Origin of the sequence: Sphingomonas tagetis (genome assembly GCF_024211275.1) — a bacterium.
Lineage (GTDB): Bacteria > Pseudomonadota > Alphaproteobacteria > Sphingomonadales > Sphingomonadaceae > Sphingomonas > Sphingomonas tagetis.
The window spans coordinates 68924-88013 of sequence record NZ_JAMLDX010000019.1 but is presented as its reverse complement, the minus strand read 5'-3'; the positions used below and the strand labels follow the sequence as shown (position 1 = coordinate 88013).

The window sequence follows — 19090 nt, the reverse complement described above, 5'->3', positions numbered from 1 at the left end:
GGAAGCGCCTCGTGCGCGACTACGAAAAACGCCTCGACGTCTCCGAAGCCATGATCCACGTCGCCCTCGGCAGCCTCATGCTCCGCCGCATCGTTCATCCGTAAGCATTCTCAAACGGACTCTAAGATGCGCAATGATATTCTCGATCCAACCGTAAACAGGCGCCGCAAGTTTTCACTGCGTTCGCTGGCGACCGCATCCGTGCTGGCGCTGACCACCGTTACCGTCGCGCCCGCCCTGGCGCAGGATGAGCCTCAGCCGGATGACCAGACCATCGTCGTCACGGGCGTCAACGCGCCGGTTACGACCTCGACCGGCCTGCCGCTGACCTTCATGGAGACGCCGCAGTCGGTGACGATCATCGACCAGCAGCGCATTCAGGATTACGCGCTGACCAACATCAAGGACCTGCTCGACCAGGTCGTCGGCGTCAGCGTCGAACGCGTCGAGACCGACCGCGCGACCTTCAGCGCGCGCGGCTTCGACGTGACCAATTTCCAGATCGACGGGATCGGCCTGCCGCTGATCGAGAACACCTTCTATGGCGACACCGACAGCTTCCTGTACGAACGGATCGACATCATCCGCGGCGCCAACGGTCTGACCACCGGCGTCGGTAACCCGTCCGCGACAGTCAATTACATCCGCAAGCGTCCGATTTTCGACGCCACGCATGTCAATGTCGGCGCCTATGCCGGATCGTGGAACAAGTGGCGGCTCGAAGGCGACGTGTCGGTCCCGATCGGCGAGAATTGGGCGGTGCGCGCGCTGCTCGCGCATGAAGAGACCGACAGCTATCTCGACAAATATCATGTCAACCGCGAGGTCTATGGCCTCGTCGTCGCGGGCAAGCTCACCCCTGACCTGACGCTGACCGCCGGCTATCACCGCCAGCGCAACGACGCGACCGCGGCGACCTGGGCCAGCCTCGTGCTGCTCTATTCGGACGGCAGCTTCATTCCCTATGATCGTTCTGCCAATCCGGCGCCGCCCTGGTCCTATTGGGACATCACTGAGCAGCAGGCTTATGGCGAGCTCGCTTATGCGATCGGCAGCTGGACGGTGAAGGGCATCGTCACCTATCGCCATTATGCCGACGAGTTCCAGATCGACTATCAGTATGGTCTGCCCGACCGCGTCACCGGCCTCGGCTATGCCGGCGATTCCTCGCAATTTTCGAGCACCAACCGCCGCTGGCTGGGCGATCTCTATGCGACCGGAAAGGTCAATCTGTTCGGACGCGACCACCAGCTGACCTTCGGCGCCTCCTATGGCCATAGCCGGCAGGAGACCTATCAGGGCCGCGCGATCAGCCCGATCCAGCCGGGCATTCCCGGCTATGTCCACTATCCCAACTTCAACGTGCCCGATCCGTTCGACGTGCCCGAGCCCGTCTATGCCGCGCCCGGCATCCAGCACGATCAGACCGACAAGCTCACCCGGCTCTACGCCGCGTCCCAAATCAACATCGCCGATTTCCTGAAGGTGATCGCTGGCGCGAGCTGGGCGAAATATCAGAGCAACGGCATCTATTACGGCGAAGTGCGCGACACTGACGTCAGCAAGCTCAACCCCTATGTCGGCGTGCTGGCGGATGTGACGTCGTTCCTGACGGCATATGCCAGCTACACCACGATCTTCAGCCCGCAGACCCAGTCCGACATCAACCGCCGCCAGCTCGCCCCGGTGCAGGGCATCAACATGGAAGGCGGGATCAAGCTCAACCTGTTCGACAAGCGCTTCTATGCCAGCGCCGCGATCTTCCGCACCGAACAGAACGGCCTCGCCAACTTCGCCGGCGTGCAGACCGGGACGGGCGGCGACGTGTTCTTCTACTATGAGCCGGAGGACACGATCTCCGAAGGTTTCGAGTTCGAGGTCGCTGGCAAGATCACACCGAACTGGTCGCTGAGCGGTGGCTATACCAAGTTCAAGATCACCAACACACTCGGCACGAATACCCAGCTGCACATCCCGCGGCAGACGTTCAAGGCGTCGACCACCTACAACATGCCGCAATTGAACAATGCCTCGATCGGTGCGCAGCTGCGCTGGCAGAGCGATCTTGCCGTGCCGGCCGACGCCTATGGCTTCGCCGTCGCACCGGTCGTGCGGCAGGACAGCTATGCGGTGCTCGACCTGATGGCGGGCATCGATCTGGTCGATAAAGTGCGCGCGACGGTGAACGTCCGCAACGTGACCAACCAGCTGTTCTACAACAGCCTCGCTTATGCGAGCTATGCGCTGGCGTTGTATGGCCCGGGGCGCAGCTTCACCGCGTCGCTGTCCTACCGGTTCTGATCCCCCTGCGTGGTCGGCTGATCCGGCCGGCCACGCGCTTTTTGGCAGGAAATTCAGATGCTCTTGAGGTTATCCGCTGCGTTGCTCGCCCTCTCGGTCCCCGCACTGGCGCAGGACAAGCCGGCCCCCGCCGAACCGGCCAAGGTCGAGATGGTGCCGCCGAGTTTCGAGATGTTCCGCCTCGCACCGGGCAAGACCGAGGACTTCATCCGCAGCCTCGCCGATTGGGACGAGGTCAGCCGCGCTGGTGGGCAGCCGCTCTACCAGATGTTCCTGCATGAGGGCGGCGAGGATTGGGACGTGCTGCTCTACAAGCCCGCCCGCCCCAAGCCGACGCCGGCGCAGGAGGCGGCGATGGCGGCCAAGGCGAAGCAGCTCGGCCTCGCCAGCGGCGCGCTCTATTATGTCGAGATCCGCGAGCAGATGGCGGAGCATATCCATTTCGATGCGAAAGGACCAATGAGCCCGGCCTCATGGATCGCCGAGATCGACCGGCTGCGCGCCGAGAAGAAGGCGCGCAAGTGACCGACCCGCTCGGCCTGACCGGCGCGATCACGCGTCGCGACTTCTTCAACGGCACGCTCGCCGCGGGGGGCGCGGCGTTGCTCGCGGGCTGCGGCGGCGGCGCGCAGGGTGACGCCGCAGCCGCGCTCGCGCCGTCGGGTTCGCCCTGGACCGGCTATGGCGGGGTGGGGGACTATGCCTGGTCGAACGGCAACACCCACGCGGTGGTTGACGCGGCGCACGGCATTCGCGACCGCCGCTATCCTGATCCCGCCAAACAGCCGGTCGACGAGGAAGTCGACCTGGTCGTGGTCGGCGGCGGTTTCTCGGGCATGACCGCGGCCTATGAGTTCAACAAGCGCGCGCCGGCGGGCAAGACGTGCCTGTTGCTCGACAACCACCCGATGATCGGCGGCGAGGCCAAGCAGAACGAGTTCGACGTCGACGGCCGCCGGCTCGTCGCGCCGCAGGGATCGAACGGTTCGATCGTGCCGCATCCCGGCTATGTCCGTGGCAGTTTTGGCAACGGCTATTACGATGTTTTCACCGACTATTATCGCGAGTTCGGCCTCCCGACGAAGTTCGAGCGCGAGCCGCTCGGCGGCGGGGCGGAGCGCTATAATCTGCCCGACTATCATTTCGACCCGATGTTTCCGGGTGCGGAAAAGGAATTCGCCACCGGCTATCATTTCGCCGGGAAGGGCTGGGCGAAAGACCCGACCAAGGTGGCGTTCGCGAACACCCACTGGCCCGCGGCGGTGCAGAAGGAGCTGGACGATTACGTCCAGAACCGCCGCGATGTGCTGGGCAAGACGCCCGATGCGGAGCGCTGGCTCGACACGATCACTTATGCCGACCTGCTGGACAAGTTGCGTTATGGGAAGGAAGTGCGCGACTATATCGACCCCTACATCGCGGTCGGCAATTTCGGTGTCGGCAGCAATGCTATCTCGGCCTATGCCGGTCACAAGCTTGGCCTGTCCGGCACCACGCTGCCGCCCAAGCCCGGCGAGAAGCCCAAGCCCCCTGCCGATATCAGCGTCGTGTCCTTCCCCGGCGGCAACACCGTGTTCCTGCGCACGATGCTCCAGCGGATCATCCCGGGCGCGATCGGCGGCAAGGGCGACCTTGCCGGCATCGCCACGGGTCCGATCGACTTCAAGAAGCTCGACCGGCCCGGCGGACGCGTGCGCATCCGCCTGAGCGCGACGGCGATGGACATGCGCCACGACGGCGATCCGGCCAGCGCAGAGTCGGTGATCGTCTCCTATGTCCGCGACGGCAAATTGCGCCGCGTGCGGGCAAAGGCCGTGGTCATGGCGTCGGGCGGGTGGGTCAATCGCAACATCGTCACCGACATGAGCGATGGCCACCGCGCGGCTTATGCCCAATATCATCACGCACCGGTGATGATCGCCAATGTCGCGCTGCGCCACTGGCGGTTCTTCGACAAGCTCGGTTTCGCCAATGCGCGCGCGTTCGGCGCGCTGGGCTGGCAGGTCGGCATCCGTCGCAATGTCGCGTTTGGCGGGGAGAAGCCGTTTACGCCCGACGATCCGACTGTGCTGACCTTCTACATCCCGTTCCTGCGGCCCGATCTGCCAGCCACGGCGCAGGGCCCGGCGGCGCGGCAGCAGCTGTTCGCCACGACCTACGCCGAATTCGAGAAGCAGATCCGCCAGCAGCTCGCCGATATGTTCGGCGCCACCGGCTTCGACGCGCGGGACATCGCGGGCATTATCCTCAACCGCTGGGGCCACGCCTATTGCTCGCCGCAGCCGGGCTTTTATTTCGGCAAGGACGATCAGCCGCCGCCCTCGGACGTGATCCGCAAGCCCCATGGCCGCATTACCTTCGCCCATTCCGAACTCAATGGATCGATGCAGATGGCGCATGGCATGCACGAGGCCTATCGTGCGGCGGGGCAGGTCATGGCGATGATCTGATGCAGGCCGTTGAACCCGAAGCGCCACCGCAAGAGGCGATTTACCGGCACGGCCGGGCAGTGCGCGTAACGCACTGGCTCAACGCCTTCTTCATCTTCGCGCTGATCTTCACCGGCTTCGGCATCACCCAGCTTCATGCGCCGCTTTATCTGGGCGATGCCGGGCAGGATTGGGGGGCGGGGATCGAGGAGATCAACGGCGCGGCGCGCGATCCCTACCCGTCGATCCTGCACGTTCCGCAAGTGCCATGGGTGGACCTGCGCGAGAAGCTACCCGCCATGGCCGATTTCCTCGGCACGGCAGAGGTTTACGTGCGCAACCCGACCCGCGTGCGCGATCACATCTTCTTCGCCTGGCTGTTCCTGTTCAACGGGCTGGTCTATCTCGCCGCGGGGTTGGCGAGCGGGCGGTTCCGCACGCTGCTCCGCCCCTCGCGGCGTGACCTGTCGTGGCGCAAGTTCGCCCGCGATTTTTGGGACCACGTCCGGCTGCGCTTCCACAAGGGGGGCGAAGCGCGCTCGTACAACCTCATACAGAAATACACCTACCTCACGATCATCTTCGTCGTGTTGCCGCTTCAACTGCTGACCGGCTTCGGGCTGCTGCCGTGGATGGATGCCGGCATGCCCTGGTTCAAGGACGTGTTCGGCGGGCGGCAGACCATGCGCACGATCCACTTCGCCTGCTCGCTCGTGGTGGCGGCGTTCATCCTCGTGCATCTGGCGATGGTCGTGCTGTCGGGGTTCCGCAACAACATCCGCTCGATGATCACGGGCTGGTACAGGCTTCCGAGGTAGACATGGCCGACGACACCATCCGCGGACTCTCCCGCCGCCAGCTCGTGGCGGGCGGCGGCGTGGCGCTCGCCGCCGGCGCGGGCGCGCTGCTGGCGGCGCGCGGGCTGAGCTTTCAGCTGCCGCCCAATATCGGCAGCCTGACGGGCTTGGCGGAGGGGCTGACCCATGCCGGCAGCCGGCTGTTCCTGACCCACAAGACGCTGGTGCCGGAATATCCCGTCTCGGCGATCACCAAGGTCGACAACTGGAAGAATGACGCCCCCGCGGACCCCGAGCTGATCCGGCACATCGGCTCGAAATTCCGCGACTGGCGGCTGCCGGTGGACGGGGTGCTCAAGCCGGCCACGCTTTCGTTGGCAGAACTCGCGCAATTGCCACGCAAGACCCAGATCATCGCGCGGCACTGCATCAACGGCTATTCCAGCATCAGCCCCTATACCGGCGTGCCGCTGCGCGACCTGCTGGCGTTGGTCGGGCTGGGGCCGAACATCCGCTATATCGGCTTTGAGAGCTGGTACGATAATGGCTGGGATTCGATCGACCTGTTCGACGCGTTCCACCCGCAGACGATCCTCGCCTATGACGAATTCCCCGGCACGCCGGTGTCGTGGACGCGCGGCATGCCGTTGCGGCTGACGATGCCGCTGCATTACGGCTACAAGTGGATCAAGGGGATCAAGCGCATCGTCGCGCTGGAGAACCTCGACACATTCGGCGACGGCACAGGCTTCGGCAGCTCCTACGCGTCGAAAGGCCGCACCTGGTCGGCGGCGGGCGCGTGAACGAGGCGGGGGTCTGGATGCGGCGGCGGTGGAAGCTGTTGGTGTTCGCCGCCGCGCTCGTGCTTGGCTGGTGGGCCTATTCGGCGCCCGCCAACGTCGCGAAACGGCTCCGTGCGTCGGCGGAAGCACCCGGCGGTTCGCAACGCATCGCCGCTCGGGTCGATTTCCCACGCGTGAACGCACAGCTTTCCGGCGACTTGCAGCGTGCAGCCAGAAACGGACTCAGCGGCCAGAGCTTCGCGCAGCTGCTGCTGCATGGCTGGCTCCCGCAGCAGCGTCCCGCCAAAGCCCCGCTTTCGACCGCCAGCGTCGATCATACCCGCCTCTATCAGGTGCGGTACAAGAGCTTGAACAGCGCGATGGCGATCTTCTGGGACGCGAGGCAGGTGCATGAGGTGATCCTGACGCTGGAACGCGACAGCCCGTTCAGCCGCTGGCGCGTGACGCGCGTCGTTCAATTCAATGCCTGCGCCTATGAATTCGACTGCGCGACGGTCCCGCTCGCCGAAATTCCGGCAAGGGTTACGGGCGCGAACGTCTCGGAATAGCCGACTGCGCGGTACCACGCCGGACGATGCCCAGCCGCTGCATCTGGCTTGCAACGTCCGCGTCCGAGCGGCCCAGCGCGGCCGCCACCTCGCGGAGCGGCCAGCCTTTCCAGAGAAAGGCGCGCAATCGGCGGTTCGCGGCTTCGGGCCAGTTCGCAGCACCCATCGGACCTCTCCCATCACGCGCCGCCTTCGCGCAGCAGCCAAGCTCGGCTTGAACGCGGCTGATCATTTCTTCGATCCAATTCCCAGTCAACAAGTGGATGATGAGCCCGCCTGTCCCGCTGCACGGTTGACCGATTTCAGGCGATGGAGATGCCGCAATGAATGCCTCGCCCCAGATCATCGCCTTTCCGCAGGAACTCGACATCGTATTCGGCGAATTACGGCAGGCGCGCCGCGATTGGCGGGCGCGCCATGCCCGCAGCGGCGGGCGGGGGATCGAGTTTCCCTCGCGTCGCGATCTCGCGCGGATCATGCGCGAGCTGGGTGCGGTGCTGTTCCCGCTGCGCCTCGGTCCGCCCGAGCTCACAGCGGGCAACGAGGATCGCTGGGTCGAGGCGACGCTCGAATCCGCTCTGTCGCAGCTGGCCGCGCAGATCGCGCTCGAGCTGCGTATCGCACGGCCAGGGATCGATAGCGCCGAGGAGGGGCAGGAGGCGGAGCGGCTGATCGGCATCTTCGCCGCCGACCTGCCCGACCTGCGCCGCGCGCTGGATGTGGATATCGAGGCGGGCTACGCCAACGATCCCGCTGCACGCAGCGTCGACGAGATACTGCTGACCTATCCTTCGCTCGAAGCGATCGTCCATCACCGCATCGCGCACCGGCTTCACCGCCTCGGCGCGCCGCTGGTCGCCCGCATCATCGCCGAAATCGCACACGCCCAGACCGGCATCGACATTCACCCGGGCGCCCGCATCGGCCACAGCTTCTTCATCGATCACGGCACCGGCATCGTCATCGGCGAAACCGCGGTGATCGGCGATCGCGTGCGCATCTATCAGGGCGTGACACTCGGCGGAGCGCCGCTTGAAGCGGGCGCGGCGCATGCGGGTGAGCCGCAGGCGCGGCGCCACCCCGCGATCGGTGACGATGTCGTCATCTTCGCCGGCGCGGTGCTGCTCGGGCCGATCACGGTCGGGGCGCGGTCGTGGATCGGCGGCAATATCTGGCTGCGCCGTGACGTCCCGGCGGATAGTCTGGTTGAAACACCTGAGGTCGCGGTACGGCCGCGGGGATAGCACTCAGAGGCCGGTGTGGTGAGGCGCCGCGCTCATGCTTTCGCTTCAACCGCTGCGGCGGCCGGTCGTTTGGCAAGATCCGACAGGATCGCCATGTGGCGTTGCCGCGAGAGCGTGTACCCCAGCAGCGCCAGCGGCGCGATCAGCGTGATGGTGGCGGGCAGGGGGCCGGCGACCAGCCCCAGGTTACGGATCAGTTCGGGCGCCAGCGACAGCTCGCCGCCCTTCGCGGCGGCGGCAGTCGGGAATTGGATCACGTCGAGCGCGACGCCGGCGATGAACCCGCCCACGCCGCTGGCGGCCTTCACCGCCAGCGTAAGCCCTGAGAAGAACAGAGCCTCACGCCGGACCCCAAAGCGATGTTCGTGCTCGTCGGTCGCGTCCGCCATCATCGACTGGCCGCTGATCGCCACGCCGACCAGCGCCGCGCCCGAACACACTGCGTTGAACAGCAGGATGGGGACCACCAGCGAATCCGCGGGGTCGAGAACACCCGCCATATGCGCGAGCGGCGGCCAGGCTTGGGTGACCACAAAGGCCAGGAAATTAGCGATCGCCAGTGTCTTCTTTTCGAAGATGCGGGCGAGCAGCGCGGTGAGCGGCGCGCCGACGAAGGGTCCAAGCGTCGCGCCGACCAGCACCAGCTGCACCGCTTCGGTCGAGAGGTTCCAGAAATAGCGGTTGAGATAGAGCGCCAGTGCCCCCGCCGCGCCCTGCGCCACGAAGAACGCTGCCACAGCGACGAACAGCACGACGAACGATCGGTTGCGGAACATCTCGCCCAGCTCGCGCGCGAAGCGGGGGATCGTCGCGCCAATGCCCGGCGCCGGCGCGTGCAGCCGGGGCAGCACAGTCTTGGTCGCGAACGCCGCGGTCAGCCCCGACGCCGCGATGAGCGCCGCGCAGACCCAGCCGAACGGAACATAGGCGTCGCGCTGGAGCAGCCCGTCGGTGCCGGCCATGAACACGCCGAGGCCGAGGCCGATCGCGAGAAACGTGCCGAGCATGTTGAAGCAGATGCGGTAGCTGACGATGCTCGACCGCTCGACATAGTCGTCGGTGACTTCCGCGCCGACCGCGACATGCGGCAGCATGAACACCGAAAGGCACAGCCGCAGCAGCATCGCGATCAGGCCGGCATAGAGCAGCAGGCCCGTGCCGCTCAGCCAGCTCGGGATCGAGAAAAGCAGACCAAACAGCAACGCCAGCGGGACCGAACCGTACAGCAGATAGGGATAGCGACGCCCCCATTTGGAGCGCGTGTTGTCGCTGATCAGCCCGATCAGCGGATCGGCCACCGCATCGATCAACAGCCCGACGAGCAGGGTCGTGCCGGCCGCCGTTCCCGACAGCCCGCACACTGTGGTGAGGTAGAAGAGCAGAAAATAAGTGAGCGAGCCTGCGGTGATCCCATCGATCATGCCGCCCGAGCCGTAGAGCAGCTTGAATCGCGCGCCGACCGGCGTCTGGCGAAGGCGCGCGGCGGCGTCGGTCACAGGTTCATGCCCCCGGCGACGAGCAATACCTGCCCGCTGACATAGTCGCTCTCCGGAATGCACAGCAGGTAGATGCTCCCCGCTGCCTCTTCCGGCGTGCCCTCACGGCCGAGCGGCACGGCGGTGCGGAACCGCTCGAGCGCATGCGCCGGCATGCCCGTCTGGGCCGGCTGCCCTTCGATCTCGACGACTGCGTCGGGCTGGGTGAGGCGCGTGCCGATCAGCCCGAAGGCGACGCAGTTCACGCACACCTTGTAGCGGCCCCATTCCTTGCTGAGCGTCTTGGTCATCCCGACCAGCGCGGCCTTGGCCGATGAATAATTGACCTGGCCGGGATTGCCGTTGGTGCCCGAGATGGAGGAGATGTTGACGACCTTGCGGACGCGTTCGATGCCTTGTTCCGCTTCGGCCTGAGCCATGCGGCGGATCGGATCGGCGGCGGCGCGCAGGATACGGAACGGCGCGGTGACATGGACGTCGAGCATCGCCTGGAACTGCTCGTCGGACTGGCGATGGATCACGCCGTCGCGGGTATGGCCGGCATTGTTGATGATGATGTCGAGCCCGCCGAACGCGTCGAGCGCGGTCTGGACGAAGCGCGTGCCGAAATCCTCGGCCGTGACGTTGCCGACGCAGGCGACCGCGCGCCCGCCCGCCGTCATGATCGTCGCGACAGTCTCGTTCGCGGGCGCCTCGTCGAGATCGTTGACGACGACCGCCGCGCCTTCCGACGCCAGCTTGAGCGCTGTCGCCCGGCCGATCCCGCGCCCGCTGCCGGAGATGATCGCGACCTTGCCGTCGAGCTTGCTCATGCCGCGCGGCCGAACAAGGTGACGACGCACGCGCCGCCCAGACCGACATTGTGCTGCAGCCCGAACCGCGCGCCTTCGACCTGCCGCCTGTCCGCATTGCCGCGCAGCTGCTGGGTCAGTTCATAGCATTGCGCGAGGCCGGTCGCGCCGAGCGGATGGCCCTTGGAAAGTAGCCCGCCCGAAGGGTTGGTGACGTGCTTGCCGCCATAGGTGTTTTGCCGGTCGCGGATATATTGCTCGGCGGTGCCCTCGGGCGTGAGGCCGAGCGCTTCGTAGGAGATCAGCTCGTTGGGGGTGAAGCAGTCGTGCAGCTCGACCGCCTGAATGTCGTCCGGACCGACGCCCGCCGCCTCGTAGACCTGCCGCGCCGCTTCCTTCGCCATGTCATAGCCGACGACGCGCATCATCCCGCCATCTTCGAACGTGCCGGGCATGTCGGTGGTCAGCGCCTGCGCGACGATCTCGACCGGGGCGTCGAGACCATGCTTCGCGGCGAACGCCGGCGAGACCAGCACCGCCGCCGCCGCGCCGCAGGTCGGCGGGCACGCCTGAAAGCGCGTGATCGGGCCGTAAAGATGCTTCGACGCCATCACTTCCTCGAGCGTGATCGGCTCGCGGAACAGCGCCATCGGGTTGTTCGCCGCGTGGCGGCGCGCCTTGACGCTGATCATGCCGAACGCCTCGTCACTGGTGCCGTAGCGCGCCTGGTGATCGAGTCCGCCGCCGCCGAATTGCTGCGCGGCGAAGGGCGCGTGCGGATCATATTGCTGCAGCTCGTCCTGCCGCTTGAGCGCGAGGTCGAGCGTGCGCTTGCGATCGTCGAACACCATCCCGAGCGCGCCCGGCAGCATCTGCTCGAACCCGACCGCGAGCACGCAATCGGCCACGCCAGCCTCGACCATCTGCCGCGCGAGATACAGCGCGGTCGAGCCGGTCGAGCAGTTGTTGTTGACGTTGACGATCGGGATGCCGGTGATGCCGACGCGGTAGAGCGCCGACTGCCCCGCGGTCGAATCGGCATAGACATAGCCGGCATAAGCCTGCTGGACCTGATCGTAGCTCACCCCGGCATCGGCGAGCGCGAGACGGACCGCCTTTTCGGCCATGACGTCCCAATCCTCGGATTGGCCCGGCTTGGTAAAGGGGATCATGCCGACCCCGGCGACAAGGGTTTTGGTCAAGGCAAATACTCGGCTGCGGGCATGACGGGCTCGTGCTCGGCGACTTGCCGGGTCAGCGAGTAGACCTGCCGCGTTTTGGATTCATATTCGGGCCAGGGCAGCGAACCGTCGGTGGCGAAGCGGATCCACAGCGCGTGGATCGAGTCCGCCAGTTCCTGTGGCGGGTTCTCGCCGAGCAGAGCGTTGGGGCCGCTGGCGCAGGCGAGCGTATCGAACACGAACGGCAGCTCGATCGCATGCGCCGCACCGAGCTGGCCGTCGAATGCCGGAGAACGCCATTCGAACTCATAGACATGGGCGCGGCCCTGATGCAGCTCGGCAGTGCGCCGCGTCATCCAGCGGAACATCAGGTCGGTCAGCGCGCGCGTCAGCACTTCGCCCGGCTTCGCGCCCTTCTCGTCGAGGCCATAGGCGCGCAACGCGGCCTTGGCGTCGGGCAGCGCCTTTTTCATGAACATCAGCGCCATCCAGCGCCTGAGCTTGCCGATCGTCCCCAGCGGCACGAAGAACAGCCGCGCTTCCTCGCTGGTCGTTCCGATCAGCAGCTGGATATCCTTGCCCGCGCCATCGGCCAGCGCCTGGATCGTGCTGACCGGCAGAATGTCGTCGCCATGCACCGGCAGATAGCGCGTGATCCCGAACGAGGGGTCGCGGCCCGTGTCGTCGCGCAGGTGGAAGAACGGGCTCGGCTTCATCGCCCATTCCTGCGCGGGAAGCATTTCCTCGGGCGTCTTGCTCAGCAGGCCCGCGCGGTCCGGGGTGACCCTCAACTTGCGCGCAATGCGGCGGACCAGCTTCTGCATCAGCGACTGATCGCGGCTCAGCAGCACATGCCCGCTCTGGCAGATTGCGCGCTGGAACAGCCCCTGCGCGGGGGGCGAGGTCATCAGCGCGGCGATGCACCATGCGCCGCCGGATTCGCCGAACAGTGTGACATTGGCCGGATCGCCGCCGAACGCCGCGATATTGTCGCGGACCCAGCGCAGTGCCGCGATCATGTCGCGCAGGCCGATATTGGTCGCCACGTCCCGGGCCGGCAGGAATCCCTCGATCCCGACGCGATAGTTGATCGTCACGCACACCACGCCGTCGCGCGCGAAGGCGCTGCCGTCATAGACCGGCACGTCCTTGCTGCCCGACACGAAGCTGCCGCCATGGACGAAGATCATCACGGGGCGCTTCTCGCCCTGGGCTGGTGCCCAGAGGTTGAGCGTCAGATAATCCGGGCCATTGGGGATATCGGGCGCGGTGAGGCTGACGAGATCGATTCCCAGATCCTTGGGCCGATTCTGCGGCGCGCTGGGGCCGGGCCGTGTGGCGTCGCGCACACCGGTCCAGCGCTCGACTGGTTCGGGCGCGCGGAACCGCCGTTCCTGCGTCAGTGGCGCGGCATAAGGCAGGCTGAAGAATTTTCGGACGCCGTTCTCGGTCACGCCCTGAACCACGCCGTCGGCGAGTTCGATCTCGGTCACCAGCACGAATAGCCTCCATCCACTGCGACGATGCTGCCGGTCATAAGGCTGGCGGCATCGGATGCGAGGAAATGCACGACCGACGCGACTTCGTGCGGCTCGCCCAGCCGGCGCTGCGGCGTGCCGTCGAGCCAGCGCTCGAGCAATTCGGCTTCGGCAAAGGCGTTGAGCGGCGTCGCGATATAGGTCGGCGCGACCGCATTCACCCGCACGCCGCGGTCGGCCCACTCCGCCGCAAGGCTTTTCGTGAGCTGGTGCACTGCGGCCTTGGAGGCATTGTAATAGCTTTGCGGCTGCGGCCGGTTGACGATGAATCCCGACATCGACCCGACATTGACGATGCTGCCCGAACCCTGCGCCAGCATGTGCCGGCCGAAGGCGCGCGCGCACCAGAAGCTGCCGTTGAGGTTCACGTCGAGCACGTTGAGCCAATGCTCGTCCGCCACTTCCTCGGCGCGCGTGTCGCTGCGCGCGATCCCGGCATTGTTGACGAGGATGTCGATCCGCCCCGACCGCGCCATCAATTCATCGGCGGCCCGCGCGACGTCGGCGGATCGAGTCACGTCCAGTTCGACGCCTTCAACCGCATGCCCCTTTCCAGCGAGCGTATCTCGCGCCGCCGCGATCGCGCCCGGGTCGCGGTCGGCGATCGTCACGCGCGCGCCGGCTTCGGCGAGCGCCTCGGCCACCGCCAGGCCGATCCCGCTCGCGCCGCCCGTGACCAGGGCGACGCGATCGGTGAGTTTGAGGCGTTCGAGGTACATCGGCTCGGACGTTCAGGGTTCAGAAGTTCGCGCGCAGCGTCGCGCCGACGGTGCGCGGCCTGACCCTGAACGCCGCGTCGGTCAGCCCGACCAGATCGGCATTGGGCACCGCGTTGACGATGCCGCGGTCGTTGAACAGATTCTCGGCGAACAGCGTGACGTCGAAATTGTCGCCGCGATAGCCAAGGCGCAGGTTGACCAGATTATAGTCGCCGATCTTGAGCGACCCGGCCTTCATGAAATCGATATAGGACGGCCCGACATAGGTGTCGTCGACCCGGATGAAGGCGTTGCCGAGATTATACTGGATGCCGCCGGCGAGCGACAATTCCTGCGAGCCGGGCAGCCGGTCGCCCTTGAACACGCCATAGACCGCTGCGCCACGCGCCGATGCGGCGCGGCGCAGGATGCCGGGATTGTTCTTGGTCAGCGCCGAATGGTTGATCGTCACCGCGGCGTTCAGCTCGAACGAGGCGTTGGGACGGAATGACAGCTCGCTCTCGATACCGTAGGATCGGGCGTCGCCGGCATTGGTGATATAGCCCTGGCCGTTGGCGTTGCGGAAGGTCAGCTGGATGTCCGACCAGTCGACATAATAGGCCGCGGTGTTGAGCGTGACGCGGTTGTCCCACATCGTCGCCTTCACGCCGAACTCGTAGTTCCACAGCGTGTCGGACTTGTAAGTCAGCGGCGTGCCGCCATTGGCGCCCGAATTATAGTTGGTCAGACCGAAGCGATAGCCCTTCGACGCGGTGGCATAGATGTTGACGTTGGGGACGGGGCGGTAGGAAAGCGACGCGCGCGGCGTGTAGTCGGTCTGGCCGTTGGTCACGTCCGTGGTGAAATCGCGCAGCGGCGTCGCGAACGAGTTGAGCAGGCCGCTGACCGAACTGGTGAAGTGATAGTCGTTGCGGAACACGCGCAGGCCCAGCGTCGCTTCCCAGCGCTCGGCGAAAGACAGCGTGCCCTCGCCATAGGCGGCCAACTCGGTCGCGCGCTGGTTGGCATAGACCTTGTAGATCCGGTCGGTGCCGTACACCGGCGCGATCGCCGGCTGGTTGGCCTCCTGGCGGAAGTCGCGGAAGCGCGAGTTGTAATAAAGGCCGATGATGTAACGGAACGCGCCGCCCGATGCCGAAGTGTAGCGCGCCTCGAGGATCTTGGTGTTCGAATCGCTCGGCTGGATCAGCGGCGTGGCGAGCGGGAAGCCCAGCGCGGCGGAATAGGGCGAGGCATCGAAGCGGTTCTTCGACTTGTTCGAGCCATAGGTCGCAGTGAAGTTGAGGTTGCCACCGCCAAGCTCCTGATCCGCCGCGAGGGACGCGATGAACAGGTCGCTGCGCGTGCGGGTCGCCGAGCGGGCATTCCACTGGTCGATCGTGCGCGTCGCGGTTGGGAAATAATAGGTCGCGGTCTGATCATCCTGCGCGTCGTGCTGATAGGTGACGCTGGCGAGCAGGCTGAGCGTCTCGGTCGGCTGGGCGCTGAGATAGAAGCGGCCGCCATAGCTGCGCCGGTCATCGACATCGGTCTCGCCGCGGACGGGGTTGTCGATATAGCCGCTGTCAGAACGATAATAGCCGACCGCGCGCATGCCGATCTTGTCGGCGATCAACGGCACGTTGACCATCGCGTTGGCGGCGTAGTTGGGCTGGCCCGCCCCGTCGGTGGTCGAGAGCGTGCCCTCGAACTTGCCGCTGACGGCGCCGAGATCCGGCTTGTTGGTGATGATCCGGATCGATCCCGACAGCGAGGTGGCGCCATAAAGCGTGCCCTGCGGACCGCGCAGGATCTCGATCCGGCCGACGTCGAAAATGCGCAGGTCGGGCGAGGTGAAGCGGAACCACGTATCGTAGATCGGATAGTCGTCGACATAGATGCCGGCGGTCGCCGAGGTGGTGTCCGCGCCAGTGGTCGAGCGGATACCGCGGACGCTGAACGACGCCTGGGTGCTGTCGCGCGAGAGCGAGACGCCGGCGGCGCGCGAGGCATAATCCTCGATGCTCTTGATGCCCTGCTGCTCGATCGTCGCTTCGGTGAAGGCCGAGATGGCAAGTGGCACGTCCTGCAGCCGCTCGGTGCGCTTCTGCGCGGTGACGACGATCTCGTCCTTGCCGGCGGTCGCATCCTGCGCGGCCTGCGGCACAGCTTCGGCGGCGGGGTCGGGGCGGGTTTCGGCGGACGCCGTAACGTCCCAACCGAGCGTACCGAGCGCTACGCTGCAAGCAAGCGCCTGCCGGATCATCTGGTTCTTCATCTTGCCCTCTCCCTTAATTCAACGTTTGTAGAACCGATGATGCAATCATACGCTCGAAGGCGTCGTGCTTCGTCGAGTCTCACGCTCGTTGTTCGTATCGTCACGAGAGATGATCCCGGTTCCTCGGCCTGTCAACTTATTTCTACGAACGTTGAATAATTGACATTGCCGCGATGGATGCTAGGAATTGGCGCACGAGAATGATGAGGGGAGAGGCGTGACCACATCGCCACCAAGGACCACGCGCCGCGCAACGCCAGCGAAGGAAGCCCGCGTCCCGGCCGCCCGTGGCCGCCCGCGTCGCCAATTGGACGACAGCGCCGATCGCCGCGACCTCATCCTCGACGCCGCCGAGTCGCTGTTCTGCGTGCATGGGTTCCACGGCGTAACTGTCCGCCAGGTCGCGACCGAGGCCGGCGTCGATCCTGCATTGCTCAACTATTACTTCACGTCGAAGCGCGGTCTGTTCGACGCCGTGCTGCTGCGCCGCGCCGAAGTCGTGAACACACAGCGCGCCAGGTCGATGGATCGGTACGAAAGCTCCACCGCCGAGATGACCGTTGAAGGCTGTCTGCAAGCGTTCTTCGAACCGGTGCTGACCCTTTGGGAATCTGGCGGTGACGGCTGGCGGAATTATCTGCGGCTGATCGCGCTGGTGAACAGCACGCCGAGCTGGGGCGGCCAGGCGATGACCCAATATTTCGACCCGGTCATTCACAAGCTGATCGGGCTACTCCGCGAAGTGCTGCCAGAGGCGCACGCCGAGGATTTGTTCTGGTGCTACCATTTCGTGTCGGGCGCGCTGTCGCTGTCGTTCGCGGACACTGGCCGCATCGATAATCTTTCGGGCGGATTGTGCCGCTCGAACGACGTCGCCGCCGTGCGCAAGCGCCTTGCCTATTTCCTCGCCGCCGGCACGACGCAGCTTTGTCAGCGCATGGCGAAGACGAGGGACTGAGCATGTATTCAGGCGTGCCAGATCAGCGCCGCTGGGTGCTGCCCGTCGTGCTGGAGGAGCAGGCGGAGACGCGCGGCGACCAGACCTTCGTGACGATGACGACCGGCGAGCGCCTGACCTATCGCGAGCTGCGTGATCAGGCGGCGCAGGTCGCGGGCATGCTCGCAGCTAACGGCGCGGGCGCCGGCGACCGGATCGCGCTTATGCTGCCCAACGGACTCGACTTTCTGCGCGCCTGGGCCGGGATCGGCCGGGTCGCGGCGACCGCAGTGCTGCTCAACAACGAACTCACCGGCTCCTTCCTGGCGCATCCACTGGCCGACTCGGCGCCGAAGATGCTGATCATCGATGCATCCTTTCTGCCGCGGCTCGAAGGGCTGGAGGCGAGTCTGGCGAGCGTTGAGACGATCTTCGTCGTCGGCGGGGAGGGGGAACGCGACTTCGCCGAATGGCAATCCGCGGATACGCTTCAGGCGCCGCTCCCTGCGGCGTCGGACCTCGCCTGTATTATGTACACGTCCGGCACCACCGGCGCGCCCAAGGGCGTGCTGATGCCGCACGCGCATTGCTTCCTGTTCGGGTTCGGGGTGATCGACAATTGCGCGGTCGATGAGGGCGACCATTATTATATCTGTCTGCCGCTGTCGCACGCCAACGGGTTGCTCATGCAGCTCGGCGCGGTGCTGATCGCGGGCGCGCAAGCCACCGTTCGCGAGCGCTTCTCCGCGTCGGCCTGGCTGGATGATGTGCGCGCGTCGGGCGCCACTGTCACCCACAGCCTCGGCGCGATCAGCGCCTTCGTCATCGCCCAGCCGGCGAGCGGGCACGACCGCGATCACAAGCTCCGGCTGATGCTGTCCGCGCCCAACCACCCCGATCATGAGCAGGTCTGGCGGACACGCTTCGGCATCGCCGAGGTCGTCGGCGGCTATGGCATGACCGAGGTCAACATTCCGATCTACGGCCGGATCGGCGAGCCGCGTCCTGGCACCTGCGGCAAGGCCTATGACCGGTTTTTCGATGTCGAGATCCGCGATCCCCATGACGACTTCCCGGTCGAGGCGGGCGAAGTCGGCGAGATCATGGTGCGCCCGCGCGTCGCGCAGGGCTTCATGGCCGGCTATATCAACATTCCCGACAAGACGGTCGAGGCCTGGCGCAACCTGTGGTTCCACACCGGCGACGCCGGCCGCATGGACGCCGACGGCTATGTCACCTTTGTCGACCGCATCAAGGACTGCATCCGGCGGCGCGGCGAGAATATCTCGGCGACCGATATCGAGGCGGTGCTCGCCGAGCTGCCGGGCGTGGCCGAGGTTGCCGCCTATGCCGTGCCGTCGGACATACCGGGCGGCGAGGACGAGATCATGTGCGCGATCGTGCGGAGCGCCGATGCGCCGGTCGAAGCGGCGCGCATTGTCGAACATGCGCGCGCCCGCATGCCGCGCTTCGCGCAGCCGCGGTACATCGATTTCGTGGCGAGCCTGCCGAAGACAAGTACGGAGAAGGTGCGCAAGGCCGATCTGCGACTGGCCGGAATCACCGGCACGGCGCTCGATCTCGAGAAACTGGCGGGCAATCGCGGCTGACCGAATGGTCGCTGGGCCTTGGATCTGCGGGATGGCCGCGATTGTTTGCACATCGCACGGGACCGGAAACGACAACTGCTGGTCTGTCCGGTTGCGCGAGCATGGACGCTTTTCCATCCGTCCGATGGTCGAGGCTGTTTCATCGTCAAAGACGTGCGACGATCATCAAACGACTGTCATTCGCGCTCGCCGGGCGCTGGTGCAATTGAGGCGCTCGACAGCCGGCGCGTCGAAAATCCGCTATGTGTGAACGAGCAAGATCGTTGTATTCGCTGCCATCGGCTTCTTGTCCCCCGCGGCCGGGCGCCTCGCATCCAGTTCACCGACGGGTCCGATCGAGACCGTGATGTTGTTCATGATCTTCGCTTGATGAAATACAAATTGGTCCCTCGCACTCCCTGAAACTGGAGGTTCCTTGGTCCAATGGAGAGGCAGAAGC

Annotated in this window: 15 protein-coding genes and 1 pseudogene; 10 read left to right on the top strand and 6 right to left on the bottom strand. The window is 65.6% G+C overall.

The features are described 5' to 3' along the window. The 8 genes and pseudogenes from M9978_RS19180 to epsC form a co-directional block, all read left to right on the top strand. Nucleotides 1-104, top strand: a pseudogene (locus M9978_RS19180) (IS5/IS1182 family transposase); the annotation flags it as partial. Nucleotides 105-126: 22 nt separating this feature from the next. Then, nucleotides 127-2301 carry a TonB-dependent siderophore receptor gene (locus M9978_RS19175; RefSeq protein WP_254296085.1) on the top strand — a complete coding sequence of 725 codons (2175 nt, stop codon included), beginning with the start codon at nt 127-129 and terminating at the stop codon, nt 2299-2301. Between the two features lie 57 nt (nt 2302-2358). Beyond that, a complete protein-coding gene (locus M9978_RS19170; RefSeq protein WP_254296084.1) occupies nt 2359-2826 on the top strand; it encodes a hypothetical protein in 468 nt (155 codons plus the stop codon). Further along, a complete protein-coding gene (locus tag M9978_RS19165; RefSeq protein ID WP_254296082.1) occupies nt 2823-4751 on the top strand; it encodes an NAD(P)-binding protein in 1929 nt (642 codons plus the stop codon). The genes M9978_RS19170 and M9978_RS19165 overlap by 4 nt, the downstream gene beginning before the upstream one ends. Next, on the top strand, nt 4751-5548 hold the full coding sequence (locus tag M9978_RS19160; RefSeq protein WP_254296081.1) for a cytochrome b/b6 domain-containing protein: 798 nt from the start codon (nt 4751-4753) through the stop codon (nt 5546-5548). The genes M9978_RS19165 and M9978_RS19160 overlap by 1 nt, the downstream gene beginning before the upstream one ends. Before the next feature lie 2 nt (nt 5549-5550). Further along, nucleotides 5551-6330, top strand: a complete 780-nt coding sequence (locus tag M9978_RS19155) for a molybdopterin-dependent oxidoreductase (RefSeq protein ID WP_254296080.1) — start codon at nt 5551-5553, stop codon at nt 6328-6330. Next, entirely contained in the window at nt 6327-6878 is a 552-nt protein-coding gene (locus M9978_RS19150; RefSeq protein WP_254296079.1) for a hypothetical protein, read from the top strand. Before M9978_RS19155 ends, M9978_RS19150 begins: the two co-directional genes overlap by 4 nt. A gap of 323 nt (nt 6879-7201) precedes the next feature. Next, entirely contained in the window at nt 7202-8122 is a 921-nt protein-coding gene (epsC, locus tag M9978_RS19145) for a serine O-acetyltransferase EpsC (protein ID WP_254296078.1), read from the top strand. A 32-nt stretch (nt 8123-8154) separates the two neighbouring features. Here epsC and M9978_RS19140 read toward each other — a convergent pair whose 3' ends face one another. From M9978_RS19140 to M9978_RS19115, 6 genes are read right to left on the bottom strand one after another with little or no spacing between them, the layout of a single operon-like run. Beyond that, on the bottom strand, nt 8155-9618 hold the full coding sequence (locus M9978_RS19140) for an MFS transporter (protein ID WP_254296077.1): 1464 nt from the start codon (nt 9616-9618) through the stop codon (nt 8155-8157). Then, complete coding sequence (locus M9978_RS19135) at nt 9615-10430, bottom strand: SDR family NAD(P)-dependent oxidoreductase (protein WP_254296076.1); 816 nt, start codon at nt 10428-10430, stop codon at nt 9615-9617. The genes M9978_RS19140 and M9978_RS19135 overlap by 4 nt, the downstream gene beginning before the upstream one ends. Beyond that, a complete protein-coding gene (locus M9978_RS19130; RefSeq protein WP_254296074.1) occupies nt 10427-11581 on the bottom strand; it encodes a lipid-transfer protein in 1155 nt (384 codons plus the stop codon). The genes M9978_RS19135 and M9978_RS19130 overlap by 4 nt, the downstream gene beginning before the upstream one ends. Nucleotides 11582-11607: 26 nt before the next feature. Beyond that, nucleotides 11608-13089 carry a carboxylesterase/lipase family protein gene (locus M9978_RS19125; RefSeq protein WP_254296072.1) on the bottom strand — a complete coding sequence of 494 codons (1482 nt, stop codon included), beginning with the start codon at nt 13087-13089 and terminating at the stop codon, nt 11608-11610. Continuing rightward, nucleotides 13080-13847, bottom strand: coding sequence for an SDR family NAD(P)-dependent oxidoreductase (locus M9978_RS19120; RefSeq protein ID WP_254296070.1), 768 nt, complete (start codon nt 13845-13847; stop codon nt 13080-13082). The genes M9978_RS19125 and M9978_RS19120 overlap by 10 nt, the downstream gene beginning before the upstream one ends. A 19-nt stretch (nt 13848-13866) precedes the next feature. Next, nucleotides 13867-16104 carry a TonB-dependent receptor gene (locus tag M9978_RS19115; protein ID WP_254296068.1) on the bottom strand — a complete coding sequence of 746 codons (2238 nt, stop codon included), beginning with the start codon at nt 16102-16104 and terminating at the stop codon, nt 13867-13869. Nucleotides 16105-16411: 307 nt separating this feature from the next. Here M9978_RS19115 and M9978_RS19110 point away from each other — a divergent pair, with 307 nt between their 5' ends. Both M9978_RS19110 and M9978_RS19105 read left to right on the top strand, forming a co-directional pair. Beyond that, nucleotides 16412-17062, top strand: coding sequence for a TetR/AcrR family transcriptional regulator (locus M9978_RS19110; protein WP_254296065.1), 651 nt, complete (start codon nt 16412-16414; stop codon nt 17060-17062). A gap of 14 nt (nt 17063-17076) precedes the next feature. Then, a complete protein-coding gene (locus M9978_RS19105) occupies nt 17077-18651 on the top strand; it encodes an AMP-binding protein (protein ID WP_254296063.1) in 1575 nt (524 codons plus the stop codon). The last annotated feature ends 439 nt before the right edge of the window (nt 18652-19090 follow it).

What these genes read in the sequence shown, in the direction of transcription:
- M9978_RS19130 (WP_254296074.1), bottom strand. Translation starts at nt 11,581, where the DNA reads ATGATCCCCTTTACCAAGCCGGGCCAATCCGAGGATTGGGACGTCATG.
- epsC (WP_254296078.1), top strand. Translation starts at nt 7,202, where the DNA reads ATGAATGCCTCGCCCCAGATCATCGCCTTTCCGCAGGAACTCGACATC.
- M9978_RS19120 (WP_254296070.1), bottom strand. Translation starts at nt 13,847, where the DNA reads ATGTACCTCGAACGCCTCAAACTCACCGATCGCGTCGCCCTGGTCACG.
- M9978_RS19155 (WP_254296080.1), top strand. Translation starts at nt 5,551, where the DNA reads ATGGCCGACGACACCATCCGCGGACTCTCCCGCCGCCAGCTCGTGGCG.
- M9978_RS19170 (WP_254296084.1), top strand. Translation starts at nt 2,359, where the DNA reads ATGCTCTTGAGGTTATCCGCTGCGTTGCTCGCCCTCTCGGTCCCCGCA.
- M9978_RS19135 (WP_254296076.1), bottom strand. Translation starts at nt 10,430, where the DNA reads ATGAGCAAGCTCGACGGCAAGGTCGCGATCATCTCCGGCAGCGGGCGC.
- M9978_RS19115 (WP_254296068.1), bottom strand. Translation starts at nt 16,104, where the DNA reads ATGAAGAACCAGATGATCCGGCAGGCGCTTGCTTGCAGCGTAGCGCTC.
- M9978_RS19175 (WP_254296085.1), top strand. Translation starts at nt 127, where the DNA reads ATGCGCAATGATATTCTCGATCCAACCGTAAACAGGCGCCGCAAGTTT.
- M9978_RS19160 (WP_254296081.1), top strand. Translation starts at nt 4,751, where the DNA reads ATGCAGGCCGTTGAACCCGAAGCGCCACCGCAAGAGGCGATTTACCGG.